This is a genomic window from Coprococcus sp. RTP21428st1_C9_RTP21428_210409 (assembly GCF_040227395.1).
Taxonomy (GTDB): Bacteria; Bacillota; Clostridia; order Lachnospirales; family Lachnospiraceae; genus Coprococcus; species Coprococcus aceti.
In genome coordinates this window covers 22,497-37,388 of the sequence record NZ_JBEHVV010000003.1, presented here as the reverse complement: position 1 = coordinate 37,388, position 14,892 = coordinate 22,497, and the positions used below count along the sequence as shown (strand labels likewise).

The 14,892-nt window shown below is 48.1% G+C and carries 13 protein-coding genes; 1 reads left to right on the top strand and 12 read right to left on the bottom strand.

The features are described 5' to 3' along the window. Positions 1-20: 20 nt before the first annotated feature. The 3 genes from ABUA34_RS01260 to ABUA34_RS01250 form a co-directional block, all read right to left on the bottom strand. Positions 21-1,550, bottom strand: a complete 1,530-nt coding sequence (locus tag ABUA34_RS01260; protein WP_349822725.1) for an MATE family efflux transporter — start codon at positions 1,548-1,550, stop codon at positions 21-23. Beyond that, positions 1,543-2,781: a MalY/PatB family protein gene (locus ABUA34_RS01255; protein ID WP_349822724.1), complete on the bottom strand. Its 1,239-nt coding sequence runs from the start codon at positions 2,779-2,781 to the stop codon at positions 1,543-1,545. The genes ABUA34_RS01260 and ABUA34_RS01255 overlap by 8 nt, the downstream gene beginning before the upstream one ends. 281 nt (positions 2,782-3,062) lie before the next feature. Further along, the gene (locus ABUA34_RS01250) at positions 3,063-3,920 is read right to left on the bottom strand and encodes a DUF3737 family protein (RefSeq protein WP_349822723.1); all 858 of its coding nucleotides are present in this window, start codon (positions 3,918-3,920) and stop codon (positions 3,063-3,065) included. Positions 3,921-4,210: 290 nt separating this feature from the next. Between ABUA34_RS01250 and ABUA34_RS01245 the strand changes: the two genes are divergently transcribed. Next, a complete protein-coding gene (locus tag ABUA34_RS01245; RefSeq protein ID WP_015534741.1) occupies positions 4,211-4,639 on the top strand; it encodes a DUF3592 domain-containing protein in 429 nt (142 codons plus the stop codon). A 20-nt stretch (positions 4,640-4,659) separates the two neighbouring features. Here ABUA34_RS01245 and ABUA34_RS01240 read toward each other — a convergent pair whose 3' ends face one another. The 9 genes from ABUA34_RS01240 to ABUA34_RS01200 form a co-directional block, all read right to left on the bottom strand. Further along, entirely contained in the window at positions 4,660-5,415 is a 756-nt protein-coding gene (locus ABUA34_RS01240) for a tRNA threonylcarbamoyladenosine dehydratase (protein ID WP_004851697.1), read from the bottom strand. Between the two features lie 101 nt (positions 5,416-5,516). Next, positions 5,517-5,951, bottom strand: a complete 435-nt coding sequence (locus ABUA34_RS01235; RefSeq protein WP_022217133.1) for an RrF2 family transcriptional regulator — start codon at positions 5,949-5,951, stop codon at positions 5,517-5,519. Positions 5,952-6,153: 202 nt separating this feature from the next. Beyond that, the gene (locus ABUA34_RS01230) at positions 6,154-7,101 is read right to left on the bottom strand and encodes an NAD(P)/FAD-dependent oxidoreductase (protein ID WP_173794745.1); all 948 of its coding nucleotides are present in this window, start codon (positions 7,099-7,101) and stop codon (positions 6,154-6,156) included. 333 nt (positions 7,102-7,434) lie between these two features. Continuing rightward, positions 7,435-8,712 (bottom strand): glutamate-1-semialdehyde 2,1-aminomutase, encoded by a 1,278-nt coding sequence (hemL, locus tag ABUA34_RS01225; protein ID WP_349822722.1) that lies wholly within the window; start codon positions 8,710-8,712, stop codon positions 7,435-7,437. Positions 8,713-8,831: 119 nt separating this feature from the next. Continuing rightward, a complete protein-coding gene (gene hemB / locus ABUA34_RS01220; RefSeq protein WP_349822721.1) occupies positions 8,832-9,803 on the bottom strand; it encodes a porphobilinogen synthase in 972 nt (323 codons plus the stop codon). Position 9,804: 1 nt separating this feature from the next. Next, the gene (cobA, locus tag ABUA34_RS01215) at positions 9,805-11,397 is read right to left on the bottom strand and encodes a uroporphyrinogen-III C-methyltransferase (RefSeq protein ID WP_349822720.1); all 1,593 of its coding nucleotides are present in this window, start codon (positions 11,395-11,397) and stop codon (positions 9,805-9,807) included. A gap of 318 nt (positions 11,398-11,715) precedes the next feature. Then, on the bottom strand, positions 11,716-12,768 hold the full coding sequence (hemC, locus tag ABUA34_RS01210) for a hydroxymethylbilane synthase (RefSeq protein ID WP_349822719.1): 1,053 nt from the start codon (positions 12,766-12,768) through the stop codon (positions 11,716-11,718). Next, positions 12,758-13,387, bottom strand: coding sequence for a precorrin-2 dehydrogenase/sirohydrochlorin ferrochelatase family protein (locus ABUA34_RS01205; protein ID WP_161171523.1), 630 nt, complete (start codon positions 13,385-13,387; stop codon positions 12,758-12,760). Before ABUA34_RS01205 ends, hemC begins: the two co-directional genes overlap by 11 nt. Positions 13,388-13,524: 137 nt before the next feature. After that, positions 13,525-14,820 (bottom strand): glutamyl-tRNA reductase, encoded by a 1,296-nt coding sequence (locus ABUA34_RS01200; protein ID WP_349822718.1) that lies wholly within the window; start codon positions 14,818-14,820, stop codon positions 13,525-13,527. Positions 14,821-14,892 lie beyond the last annotated feature (72 nt).

The window sequence follows — 14,892 nt, the reverse complement described above, 5'->3', positions numbered from 1 at the left end:
CAATTATAAAACATCATATTTTATTTTTCTTCAAACACCCGCATCCATCTTTCCCGTTTAAGCCTTGTGGTGAACAGGATTCCCCTGAAACAGAGCTCCACGCACATGGCGATCCATACACCATAGAGCCCCACCCTCGGTGCAAGTATAGCTGCAAGCGGTATCCGCACGCACCACATACTGGCAAAGTTCATGCAGCTTGGGACCAGAGTGTCCCCGGCTCCCCTGAGTGCTCCCGAAGCAACTATGGATGCGGCGTAAAATGGTTCGGCAAATGCCTCTATCCTCAGCACTGCCGCACCTAGATTTCTTATCTCTTCGTTCGGTGTCAGCACACCTATCATGGCCGGAGCTGCTATGTACATGAGAACTCCGCCTAAAGTCATAACCGACACACCTAATCCCATTGTAATCCATGCCATCCTTCTGGACAACTGTTTTTGTCCGGCTCCCACGCATTGTCCCACAAGTGTAGTTGCTGCCGCCTGCACTCCGTATCCCGGCATGTAGCAGAAGCTCTCCGCAGTAACCGCAAATGAGTTGGCTGCGATGGCTATCGTTCCGAGCGGTGACACGATCTTTGTGGACATGACATACGCTGAGCACATGACCATCTGCTCAAGTCCCACCGGTGCTCCTATCTTTACCGCCCTAGCAAGGGTATCCCTGTGAAATCTCAAGTGCTCACCCTTTCTTAAGTGAAGTGTCCTGTTCTTCCACAGAAGTGCAGTGACCATGATGGCACAGGTGACCGCCTCAGCCGTGATGGTTCCGAGCGCCGCACCTGCAACGCCAAGCCCAAGTCCCGGCATGGTAAATGTCAGTCCATTCATCGAGGTTTCAGACTGCACAAGCGTTGACAAATGGGAACCAAAGGCTTCTGCCTGAACCGTTCCAGCCATCTGAGAACCAGCCAGCCTTACGCTGGATAAAAACGGAATACTTAAATTTACAATTCTTGTCGGAAATATAAAGAACAAATTAAAAATCACATCCATCACACAGCACATGACATTCAGTATACCTGGGAGTCTCATATTTCCGGAGCTCTGGTGCATACCGCCCGCTATGCTGTTCATCTGCAGAGCAGGAAGTCCCAGCATATACACAAGGAAATACTGGCTTGCCATCTTCTGTATAGCAGCTTCACCGCCGAGCCAGCTCGGAAGCGGTGTGCTTATAAGTGCTGCAACGAGTGCGAGTATGACGCTTATGCACAGGGCTATTATGAGTCCCTGTTTCATGATATTTCTGGCAGATTTATCCTCACCGGCCCCCACAGCCTGGGCTATCTGCACAGTAAATCCTGTAGTCACCGCAATGCATAGCCCGCCAAACAGCCATGTCGTGGACGAAACAAGTCCGATGGCTCCCGATGCATTTGCACCAAGACGCCCCACCATGGATGCATCGATGTACTGCATGACAATGGACGAGATCTGGGCAAGGATCGCCGGGATGCTGAGCCTGACCGTAAGTCCTATCTGCTGGGATGCGGTCATGGATTTTCCAGATATCATGTCCTTCAGCAAGTTTTCACTGCTACTCATCTATATCTCCTTTTTTAGCCGCATTGTCTATGTTTACCGTCTCTGCGTTCATTTTTCTGAATGCCGTGGTTCCCTCGGCAAGTCTCTTCATGCCCTCTTCCATGATCGACCTTGGACATGCGATGTTAAGTCTGATAAATGCCTTTCCGTTCTTACCATATGAAAGTCCCGGCGACATATAGAGCCCTGTGTTCTTCCTGATGAATTTCGACAGAGCCTTGGCATTGCCGTCTTCGCCGGCAGCGCCGCAGATTCCGCTGCAGTCAAGCCAGAGCAGATATGTGGCCTCCGAATACACCACCTTTATACCCGGCACTTTTTCATCTATAAACTTCCTGACATACTGCTTGTTCTCATAAAGATACTGTCTGAGACTGTCCAGCCACTCGCCGCCATTTGTAAATGCTGCTATCGCCGCATCCACCGCAAATGCATTTGGCTCGGCTACCTCATCTGTGTTCAGACCTCTCCACATCTTGTGTCTCAGAAATTTATCCGGAACCACAATGGCCGCAGTCTGGATTCCGGCTATGTTGAATGTCTTTGTCGGCGCAATACAGGTCACGCTTATATCCCTGCATGTGTCAGATGCCGTGGCAAATGGCACATACTCCTTTCCAGGATCGGTGAGATCGCAGTGTATCTCATCCGAGATGACCGTCACACCATACTTTGCGCATAGCTCTCCCACATGGGCAAGTGTCTCCTTATCCCAGATTTTTCCCGCAGGATTCTGCGGATTGCAGAGTATCATGAGGCTGGTCTGTGGATCTGCAAGCTTTGCCTCAAGATCCTCAAAGTCCATGGCATATCCCTCGCCGTCATATTTCAGAGGGCTTTCCAATATATTTCGCCCATTGTTGTATATAGAATTAAAGAAAATATTGTAGACAGGGGTCTGCACTACAACATTCTCTGCGGGTGTGGTGAGCTTTCTCACCGCCGTTGATATGGCTGGGATGACACCGGAGCAGAACACCAGCCAATCCCTATCTATCGCAAATCCGTGTCTGTTGCCCCACCAGTTCACGTAGGCATCTGCCCACTCGTCCGGGATGATGGAATATCCGAATATTCCGTGCTCAACCCGGGCTGCCAGTGCCTCCCTGATGCATGGAGCCGTCTGAAAGTCCATGTCTGCCACCCACATTGGCAGTTCGTTTTCCGGCACGTCCCACTTCAGGGAGCCTGTGCCGCGTCTGTCTATAACCTTGTCAAAATCAAACTTCATGTTTGTCCCTCCACTTCATGGAGAGATTCCGCGGCTGCTGTGGCAAACGGCTGGCACATATAGAGTGCTCCATCACGTTCGTCTTCCCTCGCCTTGCTTTGCTTCTATCTGCACTGCGCTCTGCAAGCGATAAGGGCATTGCTTGCGCCGCTCCGGCAAGAAGCAGCAAGGCTCAGTCGACTTCACTACCGATTGAGCACTCTATATGTGCCAACTCGTTTCACCACAGCAGCCGCGGAATCTCATTTACGTTATGATATATCACCAAATCTTAAACTCGTTTAGTCCTGTACTATTATTTTTGTCTTTGACGGATCTACTTTGTCTTTTTCTATTATCAGGTTGTCAATGTGCTGGGCTTTGATGGTTCCTGATGTAGGGTTCATGACACTGTCTATCTTGCTGCAGATGTCGGCATCCACTGTTGAATATTCGAAGGCAAGTGTTGTGTTGATGAGCTTGCAGTTTTTCATCACAAGGTTGTCGATGTAGCACATGCCCTGAAGGCTCTCGATGGTGCAGTTCACCAGGGTGAGGTTCTTTGCGTTCCAGCCAAGATACTCGCCCGATATGAATGAATCATATACGGTCACGTTCTCGGTATTCCAGAATGCATCCTTTGAAAGCAGATTGGAGTTTCTTATCTCCACATTCCTGCATCCGTCAAATGAATAGTTGCCGTCAAGCTTCAGGTCGTCTATCTTCATATTATTGCTGTTCATGGCAAAATAGTCGCCTTTTGCTGTCACGTGATCTATTGTCACATCATCGCAGCTCCACAGTGTCTCCTCCGCATGGGTGAATGTCACATCCGTAAGCTCCAGCCCTTTACATCTGCGGAAGTTCTTTGGCGCCTGGATGAGTGCACGCCTCACCGCGATATTATCAGTATACCAGACTCCGGCTCTCGCCATCTCAAACCAGTGGCAATCCTCCGCAACAATATTCTTGCTGTACCACAGCGGATACTTCCATTTGAACATGCTGCCGTACAGATTTATGCCGCGGCTCTCCTTAAGCGGAGACTCGCCGTCGTCAAATATCGTATCATATATATCGAGATTTTTTCCCATGAAAAGAGCTCTCTCACCTGTCAGAAACTCCTGTCTTATGATTTTCTTTTCTTCTTTCTTATCCATCTCGTTCATCTTCCTTTTGTATATTCTCTATTATATTATTGGCCTATTATCACCATGTTATCACTTCTGGCAAATGCGAATATGACTGAGCTTATGACCACTATGAGTGGCAGTGCAAACAGTAATATATTTATTACCTGAAATTTGCTATATTAACAGACTTATCCTCTTAAATTAAGGGATTCTCAACCAGTCTTCTTTATATTATAATCTACACATACAAGTCCGGCATGTAAATAGGGATCTCATGTCTGATATTTTGGGGAAACAACAATTTCAGGGGGTACATTATGATTTTAACATCGGGGGATTCTATCAGTATTTTTTTCAGACTATTACCTTATACGACTTACATTATTCCAATAGCATCATTCATCATAGCTGTGGTCATCGGCCTTTCCATACGGGGTAAGGCATGCCGTATCGAGCGGGACTATACCAGAACATCCGCCGATATCACATCTGTCAGAAGATTCAGTAAAAGAACCCATATCAACTATGAATACCGCGACCAGTCCGGAGTATTGCACAATGGTTTTCTTTCCGTCCGCGGTATAACAAATTACAACTCCATGTCGTCAATCGCAATATATTACAACCCGAATAATCCATCCGTATCTTATACGGAAAGAACTATGAACAGTGACAAAAATGCACCATTCATCTATGGTGGTGCGGTTCTGCTTGGAACTCTGGTATTTTTATGGAGAAGGCGCTGATTTCTCAGCGTCCTTTTTTATTACCTCCTGATGAGATCCTTTGCCACCTCACCGGCTATTATAAGCCCTGCGACTGATGGCACAAATGCCACGCTGCCCGGGATGTCTCTGCGCTCTGTACATTTGTGTTCTGCACCCGGAGGACAAATGCAGTTGTTTCTGCAGCTTATCGCCATATCTTCGATCGGCCTTGTCGGAATCTCTTCCGAGTATACGACCTTGAGTTTCTTGACGCCCCTCTTCTTCAGCTCTCTTCTCATGACCTTCGCAAGCGGACACACCTTTGTCTTGTATATATCTGCAACCTTGAACTGGCTTCCGTCAAGCTTGTTTCCCGCACCCATGCTGCTGATGATCGGGATATTCTTCTCCTTGCACTTCATGACAAGAGCAATCTTGGCTGTCACGGTGTCCACCGCATCGACTACGTAGTCGTAGCTGTCCCAAGGGAAGTCATCCGCATTTTCCGGAAGGAAGAAACATTTGTGTACCTCAACCTCCACATTTGGATTGATGTCAAGCATCCTGTCCCTCATAACATCGGTCTTATACTTTCCAACTGTGCTCCTTGTCGCTATGATCTGTCTGTTGAGATTTGTCAGACACACCTTGTCGTCATCTATCAGGTCAAATGCTCCGACACCGCTTCTGACCAGCGCCTCGCATACATAACCGCCAACTCCGCCTATTCCAAATACCGCTACCTTAGAGCCTGCCAGCTTGTCCATGGCTTCCTTGCCAAATAGCAGCTCTGTTCTCGAAAACTGTGTTAACATCTCTTATTCTCCTAATATGATATATATCCCACTACAACTATATACAAAATAAGTTTTTTTTCAACTGAAATCTTATTGACATCTGGCCCCTCCGTCCCGATTTATATCGAATACATGTATCCGATCCGGTCACTGTACTCCCGGGTAAGATCGGCGATGGTTTTGTTATCAAGGACATTGTTGATGGCTGTCTCAAGGGCATCCCACACCTCTCCGATGACATCGTTCATGACCATGTTGGTATCGCCGTCCTCATCAACTCTGTTATCTATCGGTGATATCCTGCCCTCTATCGCCCTTAGCACCATTCCAACCGTGATCTCCTCCGCTGGCATGTTCAGACGGTAACCGCCCCTCGGACCTCTCACGCTTCTTAAATATCCTGCTTTTAGCAGAGAAGATGTAACCTGCTCAAGATACTTGTCAGACAATCCACATCTTCTGGCTACGGCTTTGACAGTAACCGTGCTGCCACTGTTTATCGATATATCTACCATGAGTCTCAATGCATATTGTCCCTTTGATGATATTAACATTTTTCTGCCTCCTGTTCATTGTTATATTTTGCCTATAGAATTGCTATGAATTAGTTTTATTTTTTTTGGCAGGGAGAAAAAGCAGTTATATCATAGATGTTCTTACCTTATCTCCGTGCCAATTATTTTCCGTTTAATTCACTTGATTTTTATGATTATGTTTCTATGCTGCCTACCATATGTTGCTGATCAGATACTCAAGTTATACCTTCTTTTTTAATCCGTTCAGGTATTCCTCAACATAATGGATAACTGCTGCACCATCTCCAACTGCTGTCGCCACCTGGCGCACTGCCTTGGTCCTCACATCTCCCGCGGCAAATATTCCCGGTGTGCTGGTCTGTCCGGTCTCGCCCGCTGCAACATAACCAGCGTCATCAAGCTCCACAACGTCACCGAGGAAGTCTGTGATAGGGCTTGTTCCTATGGCAATGAATACACCGGCTACCGGAAGTGTGAAATCGCAATTGTCCTGTCCATCCGATGCTGTCGGTGTCTTAACAGCGACCTTGAGTTCCAGCTTGCCCGGCGTTCCGCCTATCTCTGTCACCTGCGCAAATGGGTGGAATTCTATATTCTCAGTCTCAAGCACCTGCGCTCCGAGTATTTTCTCGCCTCTGAACTCATCTCTTCTGTGGATCAGATATACCTTGCTGCACATCTTTGACAGATACAGGGCATCCTCAAGAGCTATATTGCCTCCGCCCACAACTGCGACTTCTTTGTTCCTAAAGAACGCTCCATCACATGTGGCACAGTAAGAAACTCCTGCCCCTGTGAATTCCTCCTCACCGGGAACGCCAAGCTTTCTGTGCTTTGCACCCGTGGCTATCAGAACCGCCTTTGTCTCTATGCTGCTGCCATCCTCCAGGCTGACCTTTTTGTGATCACCGTAATCCTCGATGGCTGTCACCCCTCTGTCATCAAACTCTACGCCCAATGTATCTGCGTGTTCTTTGAACTTCATACCCATGTCAAAGCCGCTTATGCCCGGCAGTCCAAGGTAGTTGTCAACCTGCTCTGTATTCACGATCTGCCCACCGGAGAATGCCTCCTTCTCCAGTACCACCACGTCCATCATCGCCCTCTTGGCGTAGACTGCGGCGGACAGACCCGCAGGGCCGCTGCCCACAATAACCAAATCTCTCATAGTTCCTCCTTGTCGAAGAAGGTCGCTGTCATGTTTATGTGATGCTCCAAGGCTACGCACGACTCTGTCAGCTTGTCTTAGCTCCTGACTGCATTCGCTCCCGCCCCCTATAAGGGCAGGGGGGCTCCCGCTCAGCAAGGAGCGACAAGCTTCCGTCGTCTATGTGCTACCCGCCTTTGGAGCATCACATAAACATGACAGCTTACTCTTCGATAACCGTTAGTTTTATTATGTTATTTCCAAACCACTCTTTTAATACTTATCTAATTATTTCTACAATATAGGAATATAAATTCCTTTTTAATGAGACATCTTCTGACCTACTAAGTCTCTCTAGTTCTCTTTGTATTTCTTTATCAACTCACAGGTTTTGGATACGTCTTCCTTGCTGTGTGCGTAGGACACGAACATTGCCTCGAACTGTGATGGTGCAAGGTAGATTCCGTTGTCCAGCATGTATGAGAAATACTTTGCATACCTTGCGGTGTCGCTGGATATTGACGTGTCCATATCCACTACTTCCTGATCTGTGAAGAATACGCTCATCAGTGAGCCTATCTGGTTGACATGGACTGTGTCGCCGAGTGTGTCTCTGACTGTGTCGGCTATCTGCCTTGTGCTCTTTTCTATCGCCGGATATATAGTGTCTTTTTCCTTCTGGAGTATTCGGAGCGTTGTGAGTCCGGCTGTCATGGCTATCGGATTGCCCGACAGAGTTCCCGCCTGGTATACTCCGCCAAGTGGTGCCACCATGCTCATGACATCGCGGCGTCCACCATATGCTCCCACCGGCATTCCGCCTCCGACTATCTTGCCAAGTGTTGTGAGATCAGGCTTTACCCCGAAGTATTCCTGGGCACCGCCAAGGCTGAGCCTGAAACCTGTGATGACCTCATCAAATATAAGAAGTGCGCCGTATTCATTTGTTATGTCTCTGAGAAACTGAAGGAATCCATCATGCGGTGGGACAACGCCCATATTTGCGGCAACCGGCTCGACCACGATTGCGGCAATGTCTTTTCCCTCCGCCTCAAATAACTGCTTTACGCTGTCCTCGTTGTTATACTCAGCTATGAGTGTATGCTGTGTATACGACTTTGGAACTCCCAGACTGTCCGGAACTGACTGTGTAAGTGCTGCTGAGCCTGCCTTGACCAGAAGTCCATCACTGTGTCCGTGATAGCAGCCGCGGAACTTTACAATCTTGTCTCTGCCTGTAAATCCCCTCGCCACTCTGAGCGCACTCATCACTGCCTCTGTTCCCGAGTTGACCATTCGGGTCAGCTCCATTGACGGCATGAGCTCATTTATCAGCTCTGCGATCTCGAGCTCTTTCCTTGTCGGTGCGCCGAATGTAAGTCCGTCATCACAAGCAGCCTTTACCGCATCTATGACTCTGTCATCGGCATGCCCCAGAATTCCCGGGCCCCAGGAGCAGACATAATCCACATAGGAGTTGCCATCCTCGTCAAATATATGTGAACCTTTTGCTTTCTTCATAAATACAGGTGTCCGTCCCACCGAGCCAAATGCTCTGACCGGTGAATTGACGCCGCCCGGAATTACCTTCTGTGATTTCTCAAATAGATCCTGTGAATTTGTCATTGCCATTCTTCTTTCTATAATTTATCGTCCTGTGTGACTTTTTATGATTCCGACTCTTTGGAAACGCCCCTCTCTCCTCCGTCGAGTGGGGCAGATCGTCGGAATCATTCCGAAATATGACTCCGTCATATTGATTCCGACTCAAGCCAGTGTGCCACATCTATAGCATGATAGGTTATGATGATCCCTGCTCCAGCACGTTTCATGGCTGTCATGTTTTCCATTACGATCCTCTTCTCGTCTATCCAGCCATTTGCCGCAGCTGCCTTGACCATGGAGTACTCGCCGCTGACATTGTAAACCGCTATCGGATAGTCCGTGTGGTTTCTCACATCCTTGACTACATCCAGATAAGCAAGTGCCGGCTTGACCATGATTATGTCTGCTCCCTCGGCGATATCCGCCTCGCACTCTCTCCGAGCCTCCCTGCCATTTGCGGGATCCATCTGGTATGTCCTTCTGTCTCCAAACTGTGGTGCAGAATGTGCCGCATCGCGAAATGGTGCATAGTAACCGGATGCAAATTTCGCACTGTAACCCATGATCAGTACATCCGTCAGCCCGTTGTCGTCAAGTGCCTTTCTGATGTATGCGGTGTGTCCATCCATCATATCCGACGGAGCCACCATGTCTGCGCCAGCCTTTGCAAGTGATACAGCCATCTTGCCCAGATATGGAAGAGTCTCATCGTTGAGTATCTTGCCGTCATGGATAATTCCGCAGTGACCGTGTGATGTGTACTCGCACAGACAAATGTCCGCTATGACTATCATATCCGGATACAGCTCTTTTATCCTCCTGACCGCTTTCTGCATGATTCCCTGATCATCATATGCACTGCTTCCAACCTCATCCTTGTGGGCCGGTATTCCGAACAGAAGAACCGCGCTGATTCCGGCGTCCGCCACTCTGCGAAGCTCCTCCTCAAATGTGTCGAGTGAATACTGATATATGCCTGGCATGGAATCAACAGGATTCTTGATCCCTGTGCCCTCCGCCACAAACATCGGGTATACAAGATCCTCCTTGTTAACCCTGTTCTCTCTAACCATATTTCTGATGGCCTCGCTTCCGCGAAGTCTTCTGAGTCTTATCATGTTACTGCCTCTTTTCTCTAAAATAATAATCACCGATGGCTGATATAAGGTGCTCGATATCACCAACCTCCGGAACTATATCCGCATGATAACCAGCCTTCTCCAAAGCCTTCTCGGTCACATTTCCAAGTGCCGCTATGCGGATATTCTTCATTATATCATGTATTTTAAAACTGCCGTCTGTATTGTCCGTATGATCCCCACATGAATCTATATCATTCAACATATGGGCCACACCGCAGTTTTTTTTCTCTGCATCAAGAACATCTAGAAATCCTCTGACTCCTGATGCGCTGACAAATGTTATCACATCCAGATCCTTCAGATACTGTATGCTCTCCATCCTGCGTCCAACCACATCATAAACTTGGATCTCCTCATATACCACACCGCCCTGATCAAGTATGTCAAGCATCGTCTCGCTGCCCTGGACTGCCCTCGGAAGGAGAAGTTTCTCTCCGTCATTCATCACATTTGCAAGTCCCATAGCAAGGGCGCTTGTGGTGTACTCGTCCGGCACATAATCCGCTATGTATCCCTCAGATTTAAGCGTATCTCTTGTTCCAGCACCGACCACCGCAAATTTCAGATGAGCCAGTTTTCTGACATCTATATTCCATTCTCTGAGCCATTTGAAAAACAAGGTTATGGTGTTCTGACTGGTAAATGCCAGCCAGCTGTAATCTTCTATATGTTCCAGAGCCACTCGCAGCCTGTTCTTCTCCTCTGTCTGCTCCACACTCATATCCACTATGCTGTAGGACTGGCCGCCAAGTGCATCTATTGCAACTCTCATCTTCTCGCGAAGCTTTGGCGTTCCAATAAGTCCAACGTGGACATTCTGAAGCGGTCCTCTGTTTGGTGCTGTAAAATCCAACGCTGCATTTTCACCCACAACTATGATCGCAGGAGATTCAAGCTTTGCCTCGTTCACCTTGTCCGCAATTGTCTGTATATCGCCGCGGACTATCCTCTGCCCTGGCATGGTTCCTTTGGAAATGACCGCAACCGGAGTATTCTCCTCCGCCCCAGTCTGAACAAGTCTCTCCATGATCTGTGGCAGTCTGTTCAGCCCCATCAGGAACACGCTTGTCCCTTCCTGATTTCTGATGTAGTCGTAGTCATCTAAACCACCTTCATCAGATCTGTGTATGTCCGCCTGCTTGTGTCCTGTTATCACGTGGAAGCTTCTGCTCGTTCCGCGTTGGGTCACCGGTATGCCGCACACCTCCGGAACCGCCACGGCGGACGTTATTCCCGGTATCACCTGAAATGGGATCCCCGCTTCTAGAAGTGCGGTCACTTCCTCGCCGCCTCTTCCGAATACAAATGGATCGCCGCCTTTGAGGCGCACCACCATGTTGCCTCTGCGGCCTTCCTCAACAAGTATCTCGTTTATCTCAGGCTGCTTCTTGTAGTGGCTGCCCGCCTGTTTGCCGACGTATATCCTGCGGCAGTCCGGCTTCACCATCTCCAGAAGCTGATAAGTTCCGAGTCTGTCATATATGATTGTATCGCATTGTTTTATGAATTCCAGGCCCTTCACCGTGATGAGTCCCGGATCGCCGGGGCCTGCGCCTATCAAATATACCATTTTTTGCTCTCCATTCGCCGTGTGAGTTGGATGGGTGTCTCTCGGCTACGCACAGCTCAGTCACCTTGTCTTGCTCCTATTTGCACTCACTCCCGCCTCCAATAAGGGCGTTGGAGGCTCCCGTTTGGCAAGGAGCGACAAGCTTCCATCGCTTATGTGCTACCCGCCGTAGAGACACCCATCCAACTCACACGGCTTACGCATCGAAAAAATTTACTTCTTTACTTTTCTTTTATCTTCAATACATACTACTTCAAAACAATCTACATTTTATGTTTTTATTTATCTTTTAAATATACTGTTGCAAAACAACTTACTCTACTTTATTAAATTCTCTACCAGATGTTCCCATTCTGCGGTGTTTCCTTCTACCGTCTTTCTGTGTATCTGGATTTCTTCATCTTTCTCTTTGTCCGATGAAGCCGCATCTGCTTTCATCAGGCTTAGCTTCATGTGGTCGCCATGAAGTTCTGAATACACGCCTATCGGTTCGTGACAGCCGGCGTTCAGGCGATTCAGAACTGCGCGCTCGCATGTGAGCTGTGTGTATGCCTCTGTGTCATTTATCGCTCTGACCATGTCGTATACCTCGCCAGAGGTTCGTGTCTCTATGGCTATGATTCCCTGACATGCTGCCGGAAGCATGGACTCTGTGCTGATGTATCTGAATGTAAGTTCGTCCTTGTGCACTTCAAAGCATTCTGTGCTGTCATTGCCTTTGTCTTCAATAACTCCCAGGCGCTCAAGCCCTGCCGCTGCAAGAATGATGGCATCGTATTCGCCATCTTCCAGCTTCTGTATGCGGGTACCGACATTTCCTCTCAGATTCTTGCACACAGCATATGGATACATGTCTCTTATCTGGTACTGCCGTCTCAGGCTGCTGGTTCCCACCACGAAACTCTCGTTTCTGTCAAATGACCTGCCGCTCTTATATATGAGAACGTCCTGCGGACATGCCCTCGGAAGTGTACCCGATATAGTAAGACCTTCCATGATCTCCATCGGCATATCCTTGGCACTGTGTACCGCTATGTCTATGTCACCTTTAAGTATAGCTTCCTCGAACTCCTCGACAAATACCGCTTTGCCTCCGAATTCCAGAAGCGCTCTGCTGGTGTCCCGGTCCCCCCGGGTACTCATTGTAATCATCTGAAAATCAATCTGGGAAAATCTCTCCTTGAGTGCCTTTATCACCAGTTCAGTCTGAGCAAGAGCAAGCATGCTGCCACGGGTTCCAACTTTTACTGTTTTTTTCTGTCCTCCGCTTTCGCAATCCAAACCGTCACTATTGAATCCATCTGCCATGTCATTCTCCGCAAATTTACGAATATTCGGTTTATTTTTACCATGTCCATTCTCAACTCTCATCTAACAGACTCCTAACCATTTGCTGAAATGCTTTCTTTCGCTCTTCCTCGCCGTCTATCTGTGCTTTGATCTGCTCCCGGAGCTCACCCATCCGCTCCGCTATGTCGCCATAACTCCTGCCTAAATGGCTCTCTATATTTCTCTTGATTGTTCCCGCAAGCACCGGACTCTGTCCTCCGGTGGAAACGCTTATCACGACCTCTTTATCCTTTATGATCGCCGGAAAGTAGAATCCACAATCCGATTTCACATCCACCACATTTACCAGTATGCGCTGCTGCCTGCAGAGCTCAGCCATGTCGTGGTTGACCTTCTCATCGTCCGTCGCCATTATGACGACAAATGCACCGTCAATATCCTGCGGCTGCACACGTCTTTTTACAAGTGTTAGGCATCCAGAATAATCTGCAAAATTCTCTACAGAACCACGATCATCGCTTGTCGCTGCACAGTATTTGTCTGGCGTATTCACCTGCTCCACCAGTTCTAAAAGCTCCGGGCAGAACTCCGGTGACACCACCGTGACCACCGCGCCAAATTCCAGCATGCTGCACACCTTTCTGTATGCAACAGTTCCGCCTCCTGCGATCAGGCATCTCTCATTATTCAATTCTATCATAAATGGGAAATACGACATCACTACCTCTAATTTCTATTATTGAGTATCTATTAAAAAGCACCAAAAGTTGTTCCAATTATCTGACATAACCATCATCAGCCGATGATACTGCATAACCTCAGGCAAACAAGCAGTATTCAGTTCTCACATCCGGCAGTCACAATACTGTCCAGCATTTTCTCAAATGCCTCATACTCAAGCTGTCCTTTGAGTTTATATACCATCTTTGCACCATCTATAGTCTTAAGCTTCGCCATCACGTCCCTGTGCTCCCTGTTGAACCTCGAAAATGCTATGTTCTTCATAATCTCGTCAACCTGTGATATGAGCCACGGCTCCATCTCTGTGATTGTTTTTGCCCTGCTTTCATTGTTCTCTCTGGAGAGTGTTCTGATATAGTCTATGTCACGCAGCACACATCCGTCCACATCTGAGACCGCAGGATCAATGTCCTTTGGCATTGCCAGATCAAGGAGCAATCTCCGCTTCGGCTGCATTTTCACAGCCTCCGCCAGCTCATCCCTGACAAATGTATAATGAGGGCTTGCTGTCGCACTGATGATGACATCCGCCCAGGCTGCCAGCTCATATCTTCTGCTGTAGTCCTCTATCCTGATCTGCTGATGTCTGTCAAATATGCTATCTGCACTGTGGTGACTTCTGCTTGTGCCTGTTATCTCTATATCTGGCGCAAGATCTGCAATATCCTTGACAACTATGCTGCCTATCTTGCCCGTGGCTCCTACGACTAGGATATGCCCGGTATTTGCCTTTTCAGCATCCACACTCTCAAATTGACTGCTGCTTACCACTTCACTTCGAACATCTCTGCACGTGTTTTCAATGCCGCCATTTCTTGTAAAATTCACTGCCTCCCGTGCTGACAAGGTTCCGACGGATACCGGAAGTCTCGTAGTGTCACTCTCCGTCGCCACCGCCTTTGCCGCCGCAAGTGCTCCCTGAAATGCTATATTCAGCTCGCCGTCACAGGCTCCAAGCTTCTTTGCCACAAGATATGCGCTCTTCACCTGATGTATGATCTCCACCTCGCCGAGCACCATGGAATCCATACCACACGCCACTCTGCACAGATGTAACATACACTGGAATCCCTCATAATTCATGCTATATCTTCTTATGAGGCTGACAGGGACATCCCTATCATTAGCCAGAAGCATTTCTACCTGTTCAAGCAGGCCACCTCGCCCACCGGAAGCTTCACCGCTGCTCATTTTCCCTGTTATAGCAGACCCACATGGCTCACATTTATCCGTAAAGTATATTTCCATCCTGTTGCAGGTCGACAACACGACACATCCACCCACCGCAGCCTTTAGCCGCTCGGTGAACTGTCTCTGTCCTTTTGTCGAAAATGCAAAGCTCTCCCTGACATCGGCCGGTGTATTCTTATGATTTATACTTATGCAAAACATATCTTCAGTAACTCCAAATGAAAATTTATGACAAGCTCACGTAAAGAACAAGGGCGGGTATCAAAGCCCGCC

Bases quoted from the DNA above. Each gene is read 5' to 3' on its own strand.
- ABUA34_RS01260 (WP_349822725.1), bottom strand. From the start codon at position 1,550: ATGAGTAGCAGTGAAAACTTGCTGAAGGACATGATATCTGGAAAATCC.
- ABUA34_RS01255 (WP_349822724.1), bottom strand. From the start codon at position 2,781: ATGAAGTTTGATTTTGACAAGGTTATAGACAGACGCGGCACAGGCTCC.
- ABUA34_RS01250 (WP_349822723.1), bottom strand. From the start codon at position 3,920: ATGGATAAGAAAGAAGAAAAGAAAATCATAAGACAGGAGTTTCTGACA.
- ABUA34_RS01245 (WP_015534741.1), top strand. From the start codon at position 4,211: ATGATTTTAACATCGGGGGATTCTATCAGTATTTTTTTCAGACTATTA.
- ABUA34_RS01240 (WP_004851697.1), bottom strand. From the start codon at position 5,415: ATGTTAACACAGTTTTCGAGAACAGAGCTGCTATTTGGCAAGGAAGCC.
- ABUA34_RS01235 (WP_022217133.1), bottom strand. From the start codon at position 5,951: ATGTTAATATCATCAAAGGGACAATATGCATTGAGACTCATGGTAGAT.
- ABUA34_RS01230 (WP_173794745.1), bottom strand. From the start codon at position 7,101: ATGAGAGATTTGGTTATTGTGGGCAGCGGCCCTGCGGGTCTGTCCGCC.
- hemL (WP_349822722.1), bottom strand. From the start codon at position 8,712: ATGGCAATGACAAATTCACAGGATCTATTTGAGAAATCACAGAAGGTA.
- hemB (WP_349822721.1), bottom strand. From the start codon at position 9,803: ATGATAAGACTCAGAAGACTTCGCGGAAGCGAGGCCATCAGAAATATG.
- cobA (WP_349822720.1), bottom strand. From the start codon at position 11,397: ATGGTATATTTGATAGGCGCAGGCCCCGGCGATCCGGGACTCATCACG.
- hemC (WP_349822719.1), bottom strand. From the start codon at position 12,768: ATGAGAGTTGAGAATGGACATGGTAAAAATAAACCGAATATTCGTAAA.
- ABUA34_RS01205 (WP_161171523.1), bottom strand. From the start codon at position 13,387: ATGATAGAATTGAATAATGAGAGATGCCTGATCGCAGGAGGCGGAACT.
- ABUA34_RS01200 (WP_349822718.1), bottom strand. From the start codon at position 14,820: ATGTTTTGCATAAGTATAAATCATAAGAATACACCGGCCGATGTCAGG.